General features: G+C 72.6%; 20 protein-coding genes. 11 read left to right on the top strand and 9 right to left on the bottom strand.

Annotated features, from left to right (window positions below):
* Positions 1-65: 65 nt before the first annotated feature.
* Positions 66-2,339 (top strand): HelD family protein, encoded by a 2,274-nt coding sequence (locus tag H7827_RS07975; protein ID WP_432743766.1) that lies wholly within the window; start codon positions 66-68, stop codon positions 2,337-2,339.
* Here H7827_RS07975 and H7827_RS07970 read toward each other — a convergent pair.
* Positions 2,317-2,781: an NUDIX domain-containing protein gene (locus H7827_RS07970; protein ID WP_432743764.1), complete on the bottom strand. Its 465-nt coding sequence runs from the start codon at positions 2,779-2,781 to the stop codon at positions 2,317-2,319. The genes H7827_RS07975 and H7827_RS07970 overlap by 23 nt on opposite strands.
* Positions 2,782-2,858: 77 nt before the next feature.
* Between H7827_RS07970 and H7827_RS07965 the strand changes: the two genes are divergently transcribed.
* On the top strand, positions 2,859-3,281 hold the full coding sequence (locus tag H7827_RS07965; protein WP_432743762.1) for a four-helix bundle copper-binding protein: 423 nt from the start codon (positions 2,859-2,861) through the stop codon (positions 3,279-3,281).
* A gap of 18 nt (positions 3,282-3,299) precedes the next feature.
* On the opposite strand, the gene H7827_RS07960 is transcribed toward H7827_RS07965, so the two are convergent.
* On the bottom strand, positions 3,300-5,735 hold the full coding sequence (locus tag H7827_RS07960) for a SpoIIE family protein phosphatase (protein ID WP_432743760.1): 2,436 nt from the start codon (positions 5,733-5,735) through the stop codon (positions 3,300-3,302).
* A 211-nt stretch (positions 5,736-5,946) separates the two neighbouring features.
* Between H7827_RS07960 and H7827_RS07955 the strand changes: the two genes are divergently transcribed.
* Both H7827_RS07955 and H7827_RS07950 read left to right on the top strand, forming a co-directional pair.
* The gene (locus tag H7827_RS07955) at positions 5,947-7,329 is read left to right on the top strand and encodes an OFA family MFS transporter (RefSeq protein WP_432743758.1); all 1,383 of its coding nucleotides are present in this window, start codon (positions 5,947-5,949) and stop codon (positions 7,327-7,329) included.
* The gene (locus H7827_RS07950) at positions 7,289-7,438 is read left to right on the top strand and encodes an MFS transporter small subunit (protein WP_200364329.1); all 150 of its coding nucleotides are present in this window, start codon (positions 7,289-7,291) and stop codon (positions 7,436-7,438) included. Before H7827_RS07955 ends, H7827_RS07950 begins: the two co-directional genes overlap by 41 nt.
* Before the next feature lie 113 nt (positions 7,439-7,551).
* Here the strand turns inward: H7827_RS07950 and sodN are convergent, their stop codons facing one another.
* Entirely contained in the window at positions 7,552-7,947 is a 396-nt protein-coding gene (sodN, locus tag H7827_RS07945) for a superoxide dismutase, Ni (RefSeq protein ID WP_030733403.1), read from the bottom strand.
* A 171-nt stretch (positions 7,948-8,118) separates the two neighbouring features.
* Here sodN and sodX point away from each other — a divergent pair, with 171 nt between their 5' ends.
* On the top strand, positions 8,119-8,538 hold the full coding sequence (gene sodX / locus H7827_RS07940; RefSeq protein ID WP_030733406.1) for a nickel-type superoxide dismutase maturation protease: 420 nt from the start codon (positions 8,119-8,121) through the stop codon (positions 8,536-8,538).
* Here sodX and H7827_RS07935 read toward each other — a convergent pair.
* Positions 8,451-9,074: a CGNR zinc finger domain-containing protein gene (locus H7827_RS07935; RefSeq protein WP_432743755.1), complete on the bottom strand. Its 624-nt coding sequence runs from the start codon at positions 9,072-9,074 to the stop codon at positions 8,451-8,453. The genes sodX and H7827_RS07935 overlap by 88 nt on opposite strands.
* An 86-nt stretch (positions 9,075-9,160) precedes the next feature.
* Between H7827_RS07935 and H7827_RS07930 the strand changes: the two genes are divergently transcribed.
* Entirely contained in the window at positions 9,161-9,925 is a 765-nt protein-coding gene (locus tag H7827_RS07930; RefSeq protein ID WP_432743753.1) for a class I SAM-dependent methyltransferase, read from the top strand.
* 109 nt (positions 9,926-10,034) lie between these two features.
* Here the strand turns inward: H7827_RS07930 and H7827_RS07925 are convergent, their stop codons facing one another.
* Positions 10,035-11,252 carry an NAD(P)-dependent malic enzyme gene (locus H7827_RS07925; RefSeq protein ID WP_432743750.1) on the bottom strand — a complete coding sequence of 406 codons (1,218 nt, stop codon included), beginning with the start codon at positions 11,250-11,252 and terminating at the stop codon, positions 10,035-10,037.
* A 414-nt stretch (positions 11,253-11,666) separates the two neighbouring features.
* Between H7827_RS07925 and H7827_RS07920 the strand changes: the two genes are divergently transcribed.
* The 3 genes from H7827_RS07920 (at position 11,667) to H7827_RS07910 (ending at position 14,468) form a co-directional block, all read left to right on the top strand.
* Positions 11,667-12,692 (top strand): ABC transporter substrate-binding protein, encoded by a 1,026-nt coding sequence (locus tag H7827_RS07920; RefSeq protein WP_432743748.1) that lies wholly within the window; start codon positions 11,667-11,669, stop codon positions 12,690-12,692.
* Positions 12,693-12,699: 7 nt separating this feature from the next.
* Positions 12,700-13,644, top strand: a complete 945-nt coding sequence (locus tag H7827_RS07915; protein ID WP_432747951.1) for an amino acid ABC transporter permease — start codon at positions 12,700-12,702, stop codon at positions 13,642-13,644.
* A gap of 71 nt (positions 13,645-13,715) precedes the next feature.
* A complete protein-coding gene (locus H7827_RS07910) occupies positions 13,716-14,468 on the top strand; it encodes an amino acid ABC transporter ATP-binding protein (protein ID WP_386537820.1) in 753 nt (250 codons plus the stop codon).
* Positions 14,469-14,496: 28 nt separating this feature from the next.
* Here the strand turns inward: H7827_RS07910 and H7827_RS07905 are convergent, their stop codons facing one another.
* Positions 14,497-15,288: an SDR family NAD(P)-dependent oxidoreductase gene (locus tag H7827_RS07905; RefSeq protein ID WP_432743746.1), complete on the bottom strand. Its 792-nt coding sequence runs from the start codon at positions 15,286-15,288 to the stop codon at positions 14,497-14,499.
* Positions 15,289-15,367: 79 nt separating this feature from the next.
* Positions 15,368-16,213 (bottom strand): AraC family transcriptional regulator, encoded by an 846-nt coding sequence (locus tag H7827_RS07900; protein WP_432743744.1) that lies wholly within the window; start codon positions 16,211-16,213, stop codon positions 15,368-15,370.
* 72 nt (positions 16,214-16,285) lie between these two features.
* Between H7827_RS07900 and H7827_RS07895 the strand changes: the two genes are divergently transcribed.
* Positions 16,286-16,699, top strand: a complete 414-nt coding sequence (locus H7827_RS07895) for a DUF2000 family protein (protein ID WP_432743742.1) — start codon at positions 16,286-16,288, stop codon at positions 16,697-16,699.
* Here H7827_RS07895 and H7827_RS07890 read toward each other — a convergent pair.
* The gene (locus H7827_RS07890) at positions 16,683-17,222 is read right to left on the bottom strand and encodes a hypothetical protein (RefSeq protein WP_200364316.1); all 540 of its coding nucleotides are present in this window, start codon (positions 17,220-17,222) and stop codon (positions 16,683-16,685) included. The genes H7827_RS07895 and H7827_RS07890 overlap by 17 nt on opposite strands.
* Before the next feature lie 103 nt (positions 17,223-17,325).
* Between H7827_RS07890 and H7827_RS07885 the strand changes: the two genes are divergently transcribed.
* Complete coding sequence (locus tag H7827_RS07885) at positions 17,326-18,264, top strand: zinc-binding dehydrogenase (protein ID WP_432743740.1); 939 nt, start codon at positions 17,326-17,328, stop codon at positions 18,262-18,264.
* A gap of 44 nt (positions 18,265-18,308) precedes the next feature.
* Here the strand turns inward: H7827_RS07885 and H7827_RS07880 are convergent, their stop codons facing one another.
* Positions 18,309-19,067 carry a FadR/GntR family transcriptional regulator gene (locus H7827_RS07880; RefSeq protein WP_386537789.1) on the bottom strand — a complete coding sequence of 253 codons (759 nt, stop codon included), beginning with the start codon at positions 19,065-19,067 and terminating at the stop codon, positions 18,309-18,311.
* Positions 19,068-19,234: the final 167 nt, after the last annotated feature.

The raw sequence follows: 19,234 nt of genomic DNA, 5'->3' as shown, positions 1-19,234 counted from the left end.
AAGGGAATGAAAAAGCGCGCTGATAAAGGAATTCTAGCGAATAGGGGAATCGCTTGTCAATCGCCGTGAAGGGTGAACAGGAATACCTCGCCGCGCTGTACACCCGGCTCGACCAGCTGCGGGAGCACACCCAGGACCGCCTCGACCAGGTGCTGCACGCCGCCGGCCTCGGCCACCAGGGACTGTCCGAACGGGACACCGCCGCCGCCGAACTCGCCCGCCGTCTCGGGCAGCTGCATTCCGTCGGGAACGGCCTGTGTTTCGGCCGGCTCACCATGACGGACGACCGCCGCCTGGCCATCGGCCGCATCGGCATCCTCGCCGAGGACCACGAGAGCGACCCGCCGCTGATCGACTGGCGCGCGCCCGCCGCCCGCCCGTTCTACGCCGCCACCGGGGCCCGCCCCGAAGGGGTACGGATCCGCCGGCACCTGCTGACCAGCGGCCGCACCGTCACCGCCGTCCGGGACGAGGAACTCGGGGCGGGCGCCGTCGCCGGGGAGAGCGGCGGCCCGGCGCTGCTGGAGGCCCTGAACGCGCCCAGGACCGGCCGGATGAACGACATCGTCGCCACCATCCAGGCGGAACAGGACGCCGTCATCCGCTCCCCGCGGGCCGGCGTGCTCGTCGTCCAGGGCGGCCCGGGCACCGGCAAGACCGCCGTGGCCCTGCACCGCGCGGCCTACCTGCTGTACACCCACCGCGAACGGCTGGCCCGCGAGGTGGTCCTCGTCGTCGGCCCGGGCACCGCGTTCCTGCGCTACATCGGGGAGGTGCTGCCCTCGCTGGGGGAGAGCGGGATGCTGCTCGCCACCCCCGCCGAGCTGTACCCGGGGATCACCGCCGACCGCCCCGAGGACCCGCGTACGGCCGCGATCAAGGGCACCGCCGCCATGGCCGGGGTGATCGCCGCCGCCGTCCACGAGCGGCAGTGGCTCCCCGAGGACGTGCTGGAGATCGGCCACGAGGGCGAGATCCTGCGCCTGGACCGGGCCACCGCCGAACGGCTGCGGCGGCGCGTCCGGGAGGAGGGGCTGCCGCACAACGAGGCCGCGCCGCTGCACCGCGCCCTGGTCATCGACGCGCTCGCCCACGGCATCGCCGACCGGCTCGGCGCCGGCGTCCTGGCGCCGGATCTGCCCGGGACGGACCTCCCGCAGACGGCGGCCCCGGCGGCGCACGCCGAGGCGGCGGACGACCCGTACGGGGACGCGCCACGGGAGGACGCCCCGCTGATCTCCGAGGACGAACTCGAGGACATCCGCGCCGAACTGCGCGACAACCCGCGGGTACGCGCCGCGCTGCGCCGGCTGTGGCCCCCGCTCACCCCGCAGCGGCTCCTGACCGACCTGTTCGCCTCCCCCGATCGGCTCGCCGCCGCCGCGCCACAGCTCACCGCCGGGGAACGCGAGCTGCTGCTGCGCGCCCCCGGCAGCGGCTGGTCGCCCTCCGACGTGGCACTCCTGGACGAGGCCGCCGAACTCCTGGGCACCGACGACCGTGCCGAGCGCGAGGCGGCGGCGGCCGAGCACACCGAACGGCTGCGGCTCGCCCAGGAGGCCCTGGACGTGGCCTACGGCTCCCGCGAGACCGAACACGACGACGGCAGCGACCCCGAGTCCCTGCACGCCTTCGACGTCCTCGACGCGGAGACCCTCGCCGGCCGGTACGCCGAGGAGGACCACCGCACCCCCGCCGAACGCGCCGCCGCCGACCGCACCTGGGCCTTCGGCCACATCGTCGTCGACGAGGCCCAGGAGCTGTCCGCCATGACCTGGCGGCTGCTGCTGCGCCGCTGCCCCGCCCGCTCCATGACCCTGGTCGGCGACATCGCCCAGACCAGCGCCCCCGGCGGCGCACGCTCCTGGGCGCACACCCTCGACCCGCACCTCGGCGGACGCTGGCGCACCACCGAGCTGACCGTCAACTACCGGCTGCCCGCCGAGATCGCCGCCCCGGCCGCCGAGGTGCTGCACACCATCGACCCGGAGCTGCGCGCCCCCCGCGCCGTACGGTCCACCGGGGTGCCGCCGTGGCACCGCACCGTGCCCGCCGCCGCTCTCGCCACCGAGGCGGCCCGTGCCGTGGCCGGCGAGCGGGCCGCCCACCCCGCCGGCACCGCCGCCGTCATCGCCCCGCCCGCGTGGCTGCCGGCCCTCACCGCGGCGGTGGGCGCACCGCCCCGGGTGAGCGTGGTGGACCCGCGCACCGCCAAGGGCCTGGAGTACGACATCGTCATCGTCGTGGACCCGCACTCCATGGCCTTGGCCGACCGCTACGTCGCGCTGACCCGCGCCACCCAGCGGCTGGGGCTGCTCAGTCCCAGCCGTGCAGAGTGACCTCCGCCGGCCCGGCCAGCGCCCGCGTCAGCATCCGGTCGGTGGACAGCACCATCTCACCGGTCGGCAGCGCGTCCGTGGCGACCCAGGTCACCGCCTCGTGCTTGCCCGGCTCCCGGTTGACCGGCTCGCCGCTCCAGCGCTCGGTCACGAACACCACCGTGAGGAACCCGGCGGCGGAGCCGACCCCCGGCGCGGCGTGCACCACGTGCGCCAGCCGCAGGTCCTCCGCCGCCACCCGCAGCCCCGTCTCCTCGTACAGCTCGCGTACCGCCCCCCGCGTCACCGGCTCGCCCGGCTCGCACTTGCCCACCGGCAGGTCCCACAGTCCCGCCCCGAACCTCGCCCCCGCGCCGCGCCGCAGCAGCACCACCCGGCCCCGCTCCCGGTCGTGCACCACCACGGCCGCCGACAACGGCGGCGCCGCCCCTGAATTCACCATGATCGGCAGCCTAATCCCGTTTCCCCGCCCGCCCACCGGCTACTCGCGTCCGAGCTATCGCATGGAGGTGAACGACGATGACCACCGCACACGAGACCATGGTCCGGGGCATGCTGCGCAGCTACCCCGCCGACCTGGGGCACGTCGACCAGGAGGCGCTCGCCCACTGCATCGAGGAGTGCGTGGCCTGCGCCCAGAGCTGTACGGCCTGCGCGGACGCCTGCCTGTCCGAGGTACGGGTGGCCGACCTCGGCAAGTGCGTGCGCACCGACCTGGACTGCGCGGACATCTGCGGGACGACCGGCCGCGTCCTGTCCCGGCACACCGGCTACGACGCCAACGTCACCCGCGCCCAGCTGACCGCGTGCGCGGCGGCCTGCAAGGCGTGCGGCGACGAGTGCGCCAAGCACGCGCCGATGCACGAACACTGCCGGATCTGCGCGGACGCCTGCCGGCGCTGCGAAGAGGCCTGCCAGGAGCTGCTGGCCGTGCTGGGCTGAGCGCACCGGGGCGCGGGGTCAGCCGTCCGGCAGCTGGAGTTCCGCCCAGATGGTCTTGCCGCTGGGGGAGTGCCGGGTGCCCCAGCGCTGGGTCAGCTGGGCCACCAGCATGAGCCCGCGCCCGCCCTCGTCGAACCCGGCGGCCCGCCGCAGATGGGGGGCGGTGCTGCTGGTGTCGGAGACCTCGATGATGAGCGTGCGGTCCAGGATCAGTCGCAGCCGGATGGGTCCGGACGCGTGCCGGATGGCGTTGGCGATCAGCTCGGTGACCACCAGCTCGGTGGTGAACACCGCCTCCTGGAGGTCCCACCGCGTCAACTGCCCGGCGATGTCCCTGCGGGCGACCCCGCAGCTCGCCGGGTCGTCGGGGATCTCCCACGTCACCACGTGCGCCGCGTCCAGGATTCGGGTGCGCGCCATCAGCAGGGCCACGTCGTCGCCCGGCGCCCCGCCGGGCAGCAGCGCCTCGATGACCGCCTCGCACCGGGCGTCGAGCGAGACGGCCGGGGCGGCCACGGCCTCGTGCAGCACGCGGTAGCCCTCGTCCATGTCCTGGTCGCGGCGCTCCACCAGGCCGTCGGTGAACAGCGCCAGCACCGAACCCTCGGGCAGCGAGAACTCCGCCGACTCGAACGGCAGCCCGCCCAGGCCCAGCGGCGGCCCGGCGGGCAGCTCCATGGTCGTGACCCCGCCCGTTCCCGGGGCGATCAGGACGGGGGGCGGATGTCCGGCCCTGGCCACCGTGCAGCCCCCGGTGACCGGGTCGTAGACCGCGTACAGACAGGTGGCGCCGATGTCCCCGGCCGTCTCCTCGCCCCCGGTCTCCTCGGAGAGCCGGAGCACCAGGTCGTCCAGGTGGGTGAGCAGCTCGTCCGGCGGCAGGTCGACGTCGGCGAGCGTACGCACCGCGGTACGCAGCCGCCCCATGGTCGCCGACGCCTGCACCCCGTGCCCCACCACGTCGCCCACGATCAGCCCCACCCGCGCCCCGGACAGCGGGATCACGTCGAACCAGTCGCCGCCCACCCCGGTCTGCCCGGCCGCCGCCAGATAGCGCGAGGCGACCTGCACGGCGCTGCGCTGCGGCAGCGTCTGCGGCAGCAGGCTGCGCTGGAGCGCCAGCGCGGTCTCCCGCTCCCGGGTGAACCGCTGCGCGTTGTCCAGGCACACCGCGGCCCGCGCCACGATCTCCCGCGCCACCAGCACATCGTCCGGCGCGAACGGATCCGGGCGCCGGTAGCGCACGAACTGCGCGACCCCCAGCGTCACCCCGCGCGCCGACAGCGGCACCGACAGGCCCGAGTGCACCCCCAGCTCCCTGGCCCGCCGGGCCCGCTCCGGGTCCTGCTCCACCCAGGCCAGGAAGTCCGGGTCGTCCCTGTGCAGCACCACCACCTCACCGGAGAGCACCGCCCGCACCGGGGAGGCGGAGACGGCGTGATCCCACAGCTGCCCGACCTCCACCAGCGCCTCGGGGGCGCCCGGGGTGGCCGAGCGGTGCGCGATGCGGCGCAGCGTCAGCATCCCGTCCTCCAGGGTGGGCGGTGCCTCCCCGTGCGGGTGCGGGGCGGCCAGCAGGTCCACGCTGCCGAAGTCGGCCAGCCGGGGCACGCACACGTCGAGCAGTTCCTGGGCGGTGCGGCCGACCTCCAGGGTGGAGCCGATGGTCCGGGAGGCGTCGTTGACCAGCTGGAGCCGGAGCCGCGCCCGGTCCTCCCCGGTGATGTCCACGGCGGCCAGCGCCACGGCCACCAGCTCGCCCTCCGCGTCCCACACCGGGGCGATCCGTCCCAGCCAGGCGTGCTCGCGCGACTCGCCGCCGGTGCGCAGCCGGGTGCGGACGTCCCTGGGCCGGCCGCTTTCCATCGCCTGGCGCAGCTGCTCCTCCAGTTCGATGCTCTGCGGCTTGCCGCCTATCTCCGACAGCCGCAGGCCGCGGGCCTCGTCCTCGGTGAGCCCGATGACCTCCTCCATCGCGCGGTTGGCGCGCCGCAGCCGCAGATCGGTGTCGTACAGGGCGAGGGCGTTGGGCGCGTAGAGGAACGCCGAGCGGGGCAGCTGGTCGTCCTGCTCGGTGCGCTCGGTACCGGCCAGCGGGCTGACGAGCAGCCACCCGTCCGGGTGACCTTCGTGCTGCTGGAGCCGGTGGGCCAGCAGCCGTACGGTCAGCCGCCGGCCGTCACGGTGCCGCAGGTCCACGGTGCCCTTCCAGCGCAGCGGCCCCTGGTCGTCGGGCGGGGCGGTGGTGGCGACGGGGTCGGCGAGCAGTTCGGCAGCCGGGCGGCCCAGCGTCTCGGCCGCGGTGTGACCCAGCAGCCGCCGGGCGCCGTCGTTCCAGTGCGTGATCCGGCCGGAGTCGTCCAGGAGGGCGCGGGCGGTGGCCGCCTCGTCCGGGACCAGGCCCCAGGGGTCGTCCCCGCCCCGGGAGGGCCGCGCCGGGTCGCCAGTGCTCACGTCCCCAGCCTGGGGCACCGGTGAGGGGGCCGACAACCGCAGAGGGCCGGTCGGGGTGCGCGGGCCGGGCGTCCCGGTGCCGGGCGGGCCCCGACCGTGGGGGTGGGAACGCCGCCCGGTCATGCCCGTTTCGCACGTCTGTGCTGCCCGGGCCGTGCTTTTCCGTCCGATCCCTTCCCAAGGGGCTCACACGTTCCTACCGTTGCGGATCATGAGCGCCCCCGTCGCCCCACCCGGCTGGAGCCGCTGGCTCGTGCCGCCCGCCGCCTTGTCGGTCCACCTCTCGATCGGCCAGGCCTACGCCTGGAGTGTCTTCAAGCCGCCCCTGGAGTCCGCCCTGGACCTCAGCGGCACCCAGAGCGCGCTGCCCTTCCAACTCGCCATCGTGATGCTGGGTCTGTCCGCCGCCTTCGGCGGGACCATGGTGGAACGGCGCGGGCCGCGCTGGGCGATGACCGTCGCCCTGGTGTGTTTCTCCTCCGGCTTCCTGCTCTCCGCGCTCGGCGCCGCCACGCAGCAGTTCTGGCTCATCGTGTTCGGGTACGGCGTGGTGGGCGGCATCGGTCTGGGCATCGGCTACATCTCCCCGGTCTCCACCCTCATCAAGTGGTTCCCCGACCGGCCGGGGCTGGCGACCGGCATCGCCATCATGGGGTTCGGCGGCGGTGCGCTGATCGCCTCGCCCTGGTCGGCCCGGATGCTGGAGTCCTTCGGCGAGGACCACACCGGGATCGCGGCGGCCTTCCTGGTGCACGGGCTGACGTACGCCGTGTTCATGAGTCTGGGCGTGCTGCTGATACGGGTGCCGCGCCCCGCCGCGGCCGGTTCACCAGCGGCCACGGCTGCGGCCAAGGACCCGGCACCCGGCGCGGCCCCGGGCCCGGAGATCCGGGTGTCCGCCCGCGGCGCGCTGCGCACCCCGCAGTTCTGGTGCCTGTGGGTGGTGCTGTGCATGAACGTGACCGCCGGGATCGGCATCCTGGAGAAGGCCGCCCCCATGATCAGGGACTTCTTCGCCGGGTCGAGCGCCCCGGTGTCCGCCTCCGCCGCCGCGGGCTTCGTGGCGCTGCTCTCGGCGGCGAACATGGCCGGCCGGATCGGCTGGTCCTCCACCTCGGACCTGATCGGCCGCAAGAACGTCTACCGGCTCTACCTGGGCGTCGGCGCGCTGATGTATCTGCTGATCGTCCTGTTCGGCGGGGCGTCCAAGCCGGTCTTCGTGGTCTGCGCGCTGGTGCTGCTGTCCTTCTACGGCGGCGGCTTCGCCACCATCCCCGCCTATCTGAAGGACCTCTTCGGCACCTACCAGGTGGGTGCGATCCACGGCCGGCTGCTCACCGCCTGGTCCACGGCCGGAGTGCTCGGCCCGCTCATCGTCAACTGGCTCGCCGACCGGGAGGCGGCGGCGGGCAAGGACGGCCCCGAGCTGTACGTGTTGTCGCTGTCCATCATGACCGGGCTGCTGGTGGTCGGCTTCATCGCCAACGAGCTGGTCCGCCCGGTGCATCCCCGCCACCATCTGCCCGCCCCCACCGCACCGAAGGAGGCCGCGCATGGAGCCGACACCCGCTCCCAGCAGCCCGAGTCCGCGTGAGCCCGACCGGCGGCCGCTGATCGCCTTCTCCTGGCTGTGGGTGGTGATCCCGCTGGGGTACGGGCTGTACGAGCTGGTGCGCAAGGCGGCGCAGTTGTTCACGGGCTGAGGCCCGCACCGGCGGGCGGGTTCCGCCGCAAACAGCGCCGCACCCGGGCCGCGGGAACGCCGTGCTGGCGTCCCGCGAGCCGGGTGCGGACCGGTGAAAGGGCTGACGCGGAGTCAGGCCTTCTTGGTCTCCCAGAAGATGGTGTCGATCTGGGCGATGTAGTCCAGGGCCTTCTGACCGGTGGCCGGGTCGGTGGAGCCCTTGGCGGCGCTGAGGGCCTTCAGGGTCTCGTTGACCAGCTGGTGCAGCTCCGGGTACTTCTCGAAGTGCGGCGGCTTGAAGTAGTCGCTCCACAGCACCGAGATGTGGTGCTTGGCCAGCTCGGCCCGCTCCTCCTTGATGACGGTGGCGCGGGCGCGGAAGTGCGGGTCCTCGTTGGCCTGGTACTTCTCCTGTACGGCCTTGACGGATTCTGCCTCGATGCGCGCCTGGGCGGGGTCGTAGACACCGCACGGCAGATCGCAGTGGGCACTGACCTTCACCTTGGGGGCGAAAAGGCGGGAGAGCATGGGGCCGTCCTTCCTCGTGATCGTCTTCTCCCGTGCGACATTACTCCGTGAGGGGCGGCATTTCTCGGTTGACCCCGTTCACCCGGTCCGGCTTACATCCAAAGTCCGATGCGAGCGGGCCAACCGGCCCAGCGCGGCGGCCGGTCGAGCACAGGAAGAGGCAGCGGCGGGATGACGGAGCGGGCACAGGGCCGTACGGGCGGTACGGGGCGGATCGGCCTGGCCGAGGTGTACAACCCCTCGATGCTGCCCACCCTGCGGGCCGGCGATCAGCTGCTGCTGCGGTACGGGTCCCGGGTGCGGCCGGGTGACGTTGTGGTGCTGCGGCATCCGTTCCAGCATGATCTGCTGATCGTCAAGCGCGCCGTGGAACGGCGCGGCACGGGCTGGTGGGTGGTCGGCGACAACCCGGCGGTCACCAATGACAGCCGGGAGTTCGGGGCCGTGCCGGACGAGCTGGTGGTGGCGCGGGCGCTGCTGCGGCTGCGGTCCCCGCGTGGGCTTCAGCGTTCGCCGCTGGCGCTGCTCGGCTGGCTGCCGTCGGCGGTGCGGCCGCTCAGTTCGCGTTCGCGCCGCTTGCGGGCCCGGTAGGCGGCGACGTTCGCGCGCGTCGCACAGCGGTCCGAACAGTAGCGTTTGGAGCGGTTTGTTGACGTGTCGATATAGGCGTTGCGACAGGGTTCCGCCTCGCAGACGCCGAGCCGGTCCACCCCCAGATCCGTGAGCTGGAAGGTCAGCCCCATGCAGGCGATCGCGGCGTAGCCTGCGGTCGCGTTGGAGGGGTGCTCGGCCAGGTGGAGGTGCCACAGCGGGCGGCCGGTGTCGTCGCCCCGGTGTTCGTGGCCGGAGATCTGCGGGCTGGCCGGGTACTCCAGCAGCAGGGCGTTCAGCAGATCCACCGCCCGTCCCTCGTCGCCCTCGGCGGCGGCGGTGAAGACGGCGCGCAGCCGGGTACGTACCCCTTTGAGGCGGGTGACGTCCGCGTCGCCGGCCCGGCGGGCGAGGGTCTGCATGGGGCCGAACAGCGCGCGGACGGCCTCCACCGAGGTGAGGGAGTCCTTGTTGCGCAACGGTTCCTCGCTGTTGACCAGCCGCACCGCGAAGTCTGAGTAATAGGTCAGTTCCACTTGTGTTCCTTACCTGCGCCCCTTTAGAGTGACACTGTACTTGTAAGGGTCACAGATGGTGTTACCCGTTACCAGGGGAGTGTCGCATGGTGTCCTGGCAGCAGTGGCAGGAGAGTTGGGACCGGCAGCAGGAGTGGTACCTCCCGGACCGCGAGGAGCGGTTCCGGACCATGCTGGACGGGGTCGAGGCCCTGACCGGCACCGAACCGCGGGTCCTGGACCTGGCCTGCGGCACCGGCAGCATCAGCGCCCGGCTGCTGCGCCGCTTCCCCGGCGCCACCAGCACCGGCGTGGACCTCGACCCGGCCCTGCTGACCATCGCTCGCGGTTCCTTCCAGGGCGATGACCGGGTCACCTTCATCACCGCCGACCTGCGCGACGAGCGGTGGACCGAGAAGCTCCCGTACGAGACGTACGACGCCGTGCTCACCTCCACCGCCCTGCACTGGCTGGGCACCGACGAGCTGCGCGCGCTGTACGCGCGGCTCGCCGATGTACTGCGGACCGGCGGGGTGTTCGTCAACGCCGACCACATGCCCAACCCCGACGCCCCCCGGATCAACGCCGCCGAGCACGCGTTCACCCGCGCCCGGCAGGAGCGGGCGAAGGCGGCCGGCGCCGTGGACTGGCCGCAGTGGTGGACCGACCTGGCCGCCGATCCGCAGCTGAGGGACGTGGTCGCGCAACGGTTCGCGATCTTCGGCAACCCGGCCGAGGCCGAGGGCGACCACGACGACGCGGGCGCCCACCCCATCGACTGGCACATCAGGACCCTGCGGGAGGTCGGCTTCGCCGAGGCCACGACGGCCTGGGCCTCCCTGACCGACGCGGCGGTCCTGGCACTGCGGTAGCCCTCGCCGGGCGGTGCGCCGGGCACCGGTGTCCCCGCCCGGCTCCCGTCGTCGGGGCCGGGACGTGCGGGGTGCGCGACAGCGCCTCCCCCCACGCCCCGGGCCGGTGCTACCTGCGGGCCACGCCCTCGGCGCGGGCCGCCTCCGCCACCGCCGCCGCGACCGCCGGGGCCACCCGGGGGTCGAAGGGGGAGGGGATCACCCGGTCCGCCGACAGCTCGTCCGCCACCACCGCCGCCAGGGCCTCCGCCGCCGCCAGCTTCATGCCCTCCGTGATACGCGCCGCCCGCACCTGCAGGGCACCCGCGAAGATCCCGGGAAAGGCCAGCACGTTGTTGATCTGGTTCGGGAAGTCGCTGCGCCCGGTGGCCACCACCGCCGCGTACCGCCCCGCCACCTCCGGGTGAATCTCCGGCGTCGGGTTGGCCATCGCGAAGATGAACGCACCCGGCGCCATCGTCGCCACCGCCTCCTCCGGCACCGTCCCCCCGCTCACCCCGACGAACACGTCCGCGCCGGCCAGCGCGTCGGCCAGCGAGCCGCTCAGCCCCGCCTTGTTGGTCGCCGCCGCCAGCTCCGCCTTCACCCCGGTCAGATCCGGCCGGTCCACCGACAGCACGCCCTTGCGGTCGCACAGCGCCACATCACCGATGCCCGCACCCAGCAGGATCTTCGCGATCGCCGCCCCGGCCGCGCCCGCCCCCGAGATCACCACCCGCAGCTCGGCCAGGCCGCGCCCGCTCAGCCGCGCCGCGTTGCGCAGCGCTGCCAGCGTCACCACCGCCGTACCGTGCTGGTCGTCGTGGAAGACCGGGATGTCCACCCGCTCCTGGAGCCTGCGCTCGATCTCGAAGCAGCGCGGCGCCGCGATGTCCTCCAGGTTGATGCCGCCGAACGACGGGGCCAGCCGCGCCACCGTCTCCACGATCTCGTCCACCTCGCGGCACTCCAGCGCGAGCGGCACCGCGTCCACCCCGCCGAACTCCTTGAAGAGGATGGCCTTCCCCTCCATCACCGGCATCGAGGCGGCCGGCCCGATGTCCCCGAGGCCCAGCACCGCGCTGCCGTCCGTGACCACGGCCACCACCTGCGAGGTCCAGGTGTAGTCGTGCGCCAGCTCGGGCTGTTCGGCGATCGCCGCGCACACCGTGGCGACGCCCGGGGTGTAGGCGAGGGACAGATCGGCGGCGTCGCGCACCGGCACGGTCGAGGTGACGGCCATCTTGCCGCCCCGGTGCAGGGCGAAGACCGGGTCGGGGAGGTGGCCGTCGCTGTCCACGCCGGGCACGGCGGTCGCGGCGCGAGGATTGATGATCTCCGATGTCACGAGAGTTGACCCCTTTTTTGCTGCACTGCTGCGAGTTCACGAGGATTGGCCGCCTTCCGGTCGGGAGGCGGGCGGGCACCACGTCCGCGTCCCGGCCGGCGAGTGGCCGCCGTAGGGGAGTGGCGCGGACGCCGGACGCGCCGCACACGCGCCCAGGTCCCCGGGTGAGGGGTGTAACGGATCGTTCTACCTGATGGCCGGTCCGTGCGCACGCCCGATCGTTGGCCACGGACCGGGCGACCATCCTGGGTGACGGATCTCTCACCCGTGTTACACGCAGGTCACGGGCCCACGAGGACGGGGCAGTTCGTCACTCCCGGTGACCGGTACCGGATGTCCGTTATCCGATCGGGACGCAGCGGTGGACGCAACTCGACCTGCGGATGGCAGGATGCCTACTCGTCCCATGCACAAATGACCAACACAGTCGTGACACTCGAAGACGTGTGCCCGGCCTCGGATACTCCCCACCCCCAGGAGGACCACGCCATGACCAGCCTCACCCGCCGCTCCCGCTGTACGGTCCTGGGAGCTTTCGCCGCCGCCTCGGTGCTGCTGCTCAGCGCCTGCGGCGACCAGACCGACGGGGACAAGGGGTCGGACGGCTCCGGCTCCTCCGGCGCGGGCGGAGGCGGGGGCGCCAACGCGGAGGCCCCGCTGTTCGACCTGCTGCCCGAGGCGATCCAGGAGGCGGGCGAGATCAAGGTCGGTTCCAACATCGACTACGCGCCCATCGAGTTCTTCGACGAGAACGACGAGATCGCCGGCATCGACCCGGACATCGCCGCCGCCCTGGGCGAGGTCCTCGGCGTGAACCTCACCTTCAGCGACGGCACCTTCGACGGCCTGGTCCTGGGCCTGAACAACGGCCGCCACGACATCGTGATGTCGGCCATGACGGACACCAAGGACCGCCAGAACGGCATCAGCGAGGACGCCGAGGGCGGCGCCGACTTCGTCAACTACTTCCAGGCCGGCTCCGCCATCCTCGTCGCCAAGGGCAACCCCGAGGGCGTCGCGGGCGTGGAGGACCTGTGCGGGCTGACCGTGGCCGCCCAGCGCGGCACCGCCAACGAGTACCTCCTGGACGCCCAGCAGGAGACGTGCGACGAGGCGATCAGCCCGATGATCAACGAGACGGACTCCGACTCCATCACCGCCCTCCAGAGCGGCCGTGCCCAGGCCGTCATCACCGACTTCCCGGTGGCGCTGTACAACGAGCTGAACGCGGGCGGCGGTGACCTCTTCGAGGTCGTCGGCGAGCAGATCGACGCCGCCCCGTACGGCATCGCCGTCAAGAAGGACAACACCGAGCTGCGCGACGCACTCCAGGCCGCCGTCCAGGAGATCATCGACAACGGCACCTACGGTGAGGTGCTGGCCAAGTGGAACGCCGAGACCGGCGCCATCGACGAGGCCACCGTCAACGCGGGTGAGTGACGGATCCGTGTCCCTCGATCTCGACAAGGACCCCGGCGGCCCGCCCGCCGGTGAGGTCCCGCCGGAAGCGATCACGGCGGTCCCGGTACGTCACTGGGGCCGCTGGATCAGCGCCGTCCTGGTGCTCACGGTGCTCGGCCTCATCGTGTGGGCCTTCGCCAACGCCAAGATCAACTGGGGTGTGGTCGGCGACTACCTGACCTACGACCGCATCATGGAGGGCGCGCTCAACACCCTGTGGATCACGGTGTGCGCCATGGTGCTCGGCCTGGTCCTGGGCATGCTGCTGGCGGTCATGCGGCTGTCGGACAACCCGGTGCTGTCCTCGGTCGCGTACGCCTACATCTGGTTCTTCCGCGGCACGCCCGTACTGGTGCAGCTGATGCTCTGGTACAACCTCTCCTACATCTTCGACACGCTCAATCTCGGCTTCTACAAGAACGAGATGAACGACGTCATGACCCCGTTCCTGGCCGCCCTGCTGGGGCTCGGCCTGAACGAGGCCGCCTACATGGCGGAGATCGCCCGCGCCGGCATCAAGTCGGTGGACGGCGGCCAGACCGAGGCGGCGCAGGCGCTGGGCATGAACGGCGCCAGGACGATGCGCCGCATCGTGCTCCCGCAGGCGATGCGCGTGATCATCCCGCCGTCCGGCAACGAGTTCATCAACATGCTCAAGACGTCGTCCCTGGCGTCGGTGATCTACTTCGAGGAACTCTTCCGGGCCGGCAACACCATCTCCTCCCGCAACCTCGCGGTGATGGAGATGATGATGGTGGTGAGCGTCTGGTACCTGCTGCTGACCACGGTCTTCAGCATCGGCCAGTACTACCTGGAGCGGTACTACGCCAAGGGCAGCGACCGCGAGCAGCCGCCGACCCCGCTGCGGCGCATCGGTCAGCAGCTCACCTCCTTCCGTACCAAGAGCAAGGTGGGGGGCGAGACCGTATGAGCGACGAGGCGACCGGCACGGACGGTGCCACCGCGGTGGCGACGGCCGAAGCGGCGGTCACGGACCTTCCCATGGTGAAGGCCGAGCGCGTCCACAAGTCCTTCGGCCCGGTCGAGGTCCTCAAGGGCATCGACCTCCAGGTGCGGCGCGGCGAGGTGTTCTGCGTGGTCGGGCCCTCGGGCTCGGGCAAGTCGACGTTCCTGCGCTGCATCAACCACCTGGAGAAGATCAACGCCGGGCGGCTGTACGTGGACGGCGAGCTGGTCGGCTACCGGCAGCGCGGCAACAAGCTGTACGAGCTGCGCGAGCGCGAGGTGGCCGCCCAGCGCCGGGACATCGGCATGGTCTTCCAGCGGTTCAACCTCTTCCCGCACATGACCGCCGCCGAGAACGTCATGGAGGCGCCGGTCCAGGTCAAGGGCGTCCCCCGGTCGCGGGCCAGGGAGCAGGCCCAGGAACTGCTGGAGCGGGTCGGGCTCGGCGACCGCGCCGACCACTACCCGGCGCAGCTGTCCGGCGGACAGCAGCAGCGGGTGGCGATCGCCCGGGCGCTGGCGATGGAACCCAAGCTCATGCTGTTCGACGAGCCGACCTCGGCGCTCGACCCCGAACTCGTCGGGGAGGTCCTCGATGTGATGCGCGGCCTCGCCGAGGACGGCATGACCATGATCGTGGTCACCCACGAGATGGGCTTCGCCCGCGAGGTCAGCGACTCTCTGGTGTTCATGGACGAGGGCGTGGTCGTGGAGTCCGGCAACCCGCGCGAGGTCCTCACCAACCCCCGCCACGAGCGGACCAAGGCCTTCCTGTCGAAGGTCCTGTAGACCCCGCCGTCCAGCGGCCCGGAGCGTTCTAGAGCACGTGCCCGCCGGCCACCTGGATCACCTGCCCGGTGATCCAGGTGGCCTGCCGGGACGCCAGGAACACCACCGCGTCCGCGATGTCGCGCGGCGTGCCCACCCGGCGCAGCGGGATGTCCGGCAGCACGCGGTCGATCAGCTCCGGCGACATCCACCCGGTCTGCACCGGCCCGGGCGCCACCGCGTTGACCCGTACCCCCCGCGGCCCCAGATCGATGGCCGCGGCGCGGGTGAACGCCTCCAGCGCGGCCTTGGACGTGCCGTACCCCAGCTGGCCGGAGAAGGCGCGGGCGGCGTCGGTGGAGATGTTGACGACGGCCGCCCCGGCGGGGGAGCGGCGCGCGAGTTCGGCGGTGAGCAGCGCCGGGGCGAACGTGTTCACGGTGTAGTTGCGGTGCAGGCTCTCCGCGGTGAGATCCAGCACCCCGTCCGGGACCTCGGTGTGCGCGGCGTTGTTCACCAGCACCCCGGCCGGCCCCAGCCGCGCCTCGACCGCGTCCAGCAGGGCGCGGGGCGCGTCGGGCGCCGCCAGGTCACCGGCCACGGCGCACGCGTCCGGCGCCCCGGCCCCGCGCAGCCGCGCCACGGTCTCCTCGGCGGCCCGGGCGTCCCCCACGTAGTGCCCGGCCTCCACCCCCTCCGGCAGGCCGGAGGAGTTCCCCGCGTAGTAGTGCACGGCGACCGCGGCCCCCTGCTCGGCGAAGGCGAGGGCGATCTCCCGCCCGATGTTGCGGTGCGCCCCGGTCACGAGAACGACGCTGTCACGGAGCCCGGTATCGATCATGCCCAGCACGCTGCCCCAGCGCGCCGCGTTCCCGCAACGGGTTTCAGGCGTAGGTGGGGAAGCCGGGCCGTGGTGATCCTCAGCCCGCCGCCGCGCGGTACGTCGCCGGGGTGATGCCGTAGACGCGGGTGAACCACCGCGTCAGGTGCGGCTGGTCGGCGAAGCCGCAGGTGGCCGCCGCCTCGGCGGGCGGGGTGCCGGTGGCCAGCAGGCGGCGGGCCGCGCGCAGCCGCAGCAGGCGCTGGTAGTCGCTGGGCGGCATCCCGTACGCCGTGCGGAAGGCCCGGTACAGCGCGTAGCGGCTGCATCCGGCGGCCCGCGCCAGTTCGTCCGCGCCGATGTCCCGCTGCCAGCTGTCGTCCAGCAGCGTCCTGGCCCGGCGCGCCGCGCCCGTGCCGGCCCGGGCGGTGGCGATCCTCGGGCGGGCGGTCGCGGCCTCGCGCACCAGGGCCGTCACCACCGAGCTGAGCCGTTCCTCGCGCACCAGGGTTCCCGCCCCGGCGACGAGCGCGTGGTGCAGCCCCAGCAGCGCCCGGTACAGCGCCGGGGCGTGCCGCACCGGCCGGTCGAACAGCGGCAGTCCGCGCTCCGTACCGCCCCCGGCGTCCGCGAGGACCTCGCGCACCACCGACGGGTGCAGATGCATGATCCGGTACGTGAAGCCCAGCTCCGCCGCGGTCCGCCCGTCGTGCGGATCGTCCGGGTTGAACGCCATCACCATGCCCGCGCTGCTGGTGTGCTCCTCGCCCCGGCAGCGGAAGCGCTGCGCGCCGGACTCGGTGACCGCGAAGGAGTACGCGTCGTGGCTGTGCCGGTGGAAGACGTGGCGGGTGAAGTGGGCCCGCATCGCCTCCAGCGGGCGCTCGGGGTCCCGCCAGTAGCGGGCCCAGTCCTGCTCCGGCGCGCCGGTCGGGGTCGTGCTCATCCTGCGAGTGTGCCGCCCGGCGCGCACCAGCGTTCAAGACGTCCGGCCGGTGGACGGCGCAGGATCACCGGCATGCGTTTCGACACCAAGGCAGCCGTGGTGGTCCGCGAGGATCTCGCGGACTGGCAGAAGCTGAATGTGACCGCCTTCCTCTCCTCCGGCATCGCCCACGCCACCGACGACGTCATGGGCTCCGAGCCCTACGCGGACGCCTCGGGCAACCAGTACCTGCGGCTGCTGCGCGAGCCGGTGCTCGTCTTCGCGGCGGACGGCGCCGCCCTGGCCCGTACCCACGCGCGGGCGCTCTCCCGGGGCCTGGCCGTCGCCGTGTACACGGAGGACATGTTCGCCACCGGGAACGACGCCGACAACCGGGCGGCGGTGCGCTCCGTCGAGGCCGAGAAGCTGAACCTCGTCGGGCTGGGGCTCTACGGGCCGCGCACCCCGGTCGACAAGGTGCTCAAGGGCCTCACGCTGCACGGGTAGTGGACCAGACCTCCTTGGGGGGCGCGTCGTGCGGCGTCAGCTGACCGGTCTTGGTCCAGTTCCAGGACTGGTACGCGGTGCGCGCCACCGTGTCCCCCGGCTCCAGCAGGGCCAGCGCCACCTGGGGGGTGGCGCGGGCCAGCAGGTCGCTCAGCATGCGCGAGGCCACCCGCTCCCGGCGGCGCGAGGGGACCACCATCAGCTCGGCGACCACGAAGACCTGCCGGGAGCCGGCCAGTTCGTCGATCTCGACGGGGACGTCCTCGAACTCCCGCCACCAGGCCGAGTCGCGCTCCACCCGGTAGCCGTACGCGGCGCCCACCAGCGCCGGATCGCTGGCCAGGAGCAGGTCGAAGTCCTCCTGCTGGACGTCGTGGTCGGTCAGCCGCCGGATGAAGTCCTGCCGTTCCAGCGGCACCTCGCCGAACGCGTCGCGGTAGGACGCGTTGTGGATGTCGGCGATCTGCTCGCGCTGGGACTCCGCCTGCCACCGGCTGAGCCGCCGCAGAAAGACCATGCCCATCTGTGCCTCCCCGAACTGCTGTGGGCCTCCTGGTCGGAGGCGACCTCTCATCGTCCCACCGAAGTACCTCCCTGCGGAACGGCCAAGGGATAGCGTTGACCTCATGTTTGCCGCCTACGCAGCACGCCTGGACGCCGAAGACCCGCTGTCCGCCCTGGAACTGGGGGAGCGGCCCGAGCCGGAGGTGCCGCCGGGCTGGACGGTGGTGCGGTTGCGGGCGGCGGCGCTCAACCACCACGATCTGTGGTCGCTGCGCGGGGTGGGGCTGGACGCCGCCTTGCTGCCGATGATCCTGGGGTGCGACGGCGCCGGGGTCGACGAGGACGGCAACGAGGTGGTGGTGTACCCGGTGATCGGCGGCGCGCGCCGCACCCTGCTGTCCGAGAAGTACCAGGGCACCCTCGCCGAGCGGGTCGCGGTGCCGGCCGGCAATGTGCTGCCCAAGCCGCCCGCGCTGTCCTTCGAGGAGGCCGCGGCGCTGCCCACGGCCTGGCTGACGGCGTACCGGATGCTGTTCACCAAGGCCGGGGTCCGGCCGGGGGACAGCGTGCTGGTGCAGGGCGCGGGCGGGGGAGTGGCGACGGCGGCGATCGTGCTGGGCGCGGCGGCCGGGCTGCGGATGTTCGTGACCGGCCGGGAGGAGCACAAGCGGCGGCGGGCGCTGGAGTTGGGCGCCGAGGCGGTTTTCGAGCCCGGCGTCCGGCTGCCGCACCGGATGGACGCGGTGCTGGAGACGGTGGGTGCCGCCACCTGGTCGCACTCGCTGAAGTCCCTGCGGCCCGGGGGGACCGTGGTGATCTCCGGGACCACCAGCGGTTCGAACCCGCCGGCCGCCGAGTTGCAGCGGATCTTCTTCCTGGAGCTGACGGTGGCCGGCTCCACGATGGGCACGCGGGAGGAGTTGGCGGGGCTGCTCGGCTTCTGCGCCGCCAAGGGGGTGCGGCCCGTCATCGACACGGTGCTGCCGCTGGACCGGGCCCGCGAGGGGTTCGCGCGGATGGCCGCCGGTGATCTCTACGGGAAGATCGTGTTCACGGTCTGAGGCGGTGCGCGGCGCGGCGGGGTGGGGCCGGGCGGGCCCCGCCGTCAGCTCGCGTGCTCCATCGCCGCGCTGAGCCGCTCGTTGGCCATCCGCATGTGTTCGGCCATGGCGCGGTCGGCGCCCTCGGGGTCACGGTCGCGGATGGCCTTGAGGATGGCGTCGTGCTCGCACAGGGTGCCGCTGACGGTGCCCTCGATGTCGCTGACCCGCTCCATCCACACCTGGAGCAGCGCCCGGATGCTGTGCAGGATGTCGCTGAGGACGGTGTTCCCGGCGATCCGCGCGGTCTCCAGGTGGAACGCGATGTCCGCCTCGATGAACGCCTTGGCGTCGCCGCCCGCGTCCCGCATGTGCTGAAGGTGCTCCTCCAGCAGGACGACATCCGCGTCCGAGGTGCGCTGCGCGGCCAGCCGGGCCGAGACGGCCTCCATGTGGGTGCGGACCTCGACCAGGTCGCGGGTGCGCCGCTGGCCCAGCATGAGGCCCCAGTTGATGGCGCGCGGCAGGAATTCCGAGGTGCCCTCGCGCACGTACGAGCCGGAGCCGGGCCGTATCTCGATGATGCCGAGCACGTCCAGCGCGGACAGCGCGCCGCGCACGCTGGAGCGGGCGACGCCCAGCGCCTCGGCGAGCTGGCGTTCCGCGGGCAGCCTGGTGCCGGGCCGGATGTCGCCGGAGGTCAGATGGTCGAGCAGCCGCTTGGCGACCTCGCTGACGGAGGACTCCCGCACCACGGGGCGCAGGAGCTGGGCCAAGTCGGGGCTGGCGGCGGGCTGCTGATCTGACTGGGTGGTCACGCACACCAGTACACCAGATGGACGGCGTGCGCAGCGACGGCCGCGATCCATCCGAAATGTTCAGCGGAACGTCAAGTGTGGGGATACAGCCCGTTATGTGATATTCATCACTCACATGAATTGGTGACCAATTTACCAGTTGAGGCTTAGCGTGTCCGCAGTCCGGCAGAGAG

This window comes from Streptomyces sp. JH002 (assembly GCF_050916115.1).
Classification (GTDB): Bacteria; Actinomycetota; Actinomycetes; order Streptomycetales; family Streptomycetaceae; genus Streptomyces; species Streptomyces xiamenensis.
Note: the sequence above shows the minus strand (reverse complement) of the source record. Positions and strands in the feature narration are given on the sequence as shown.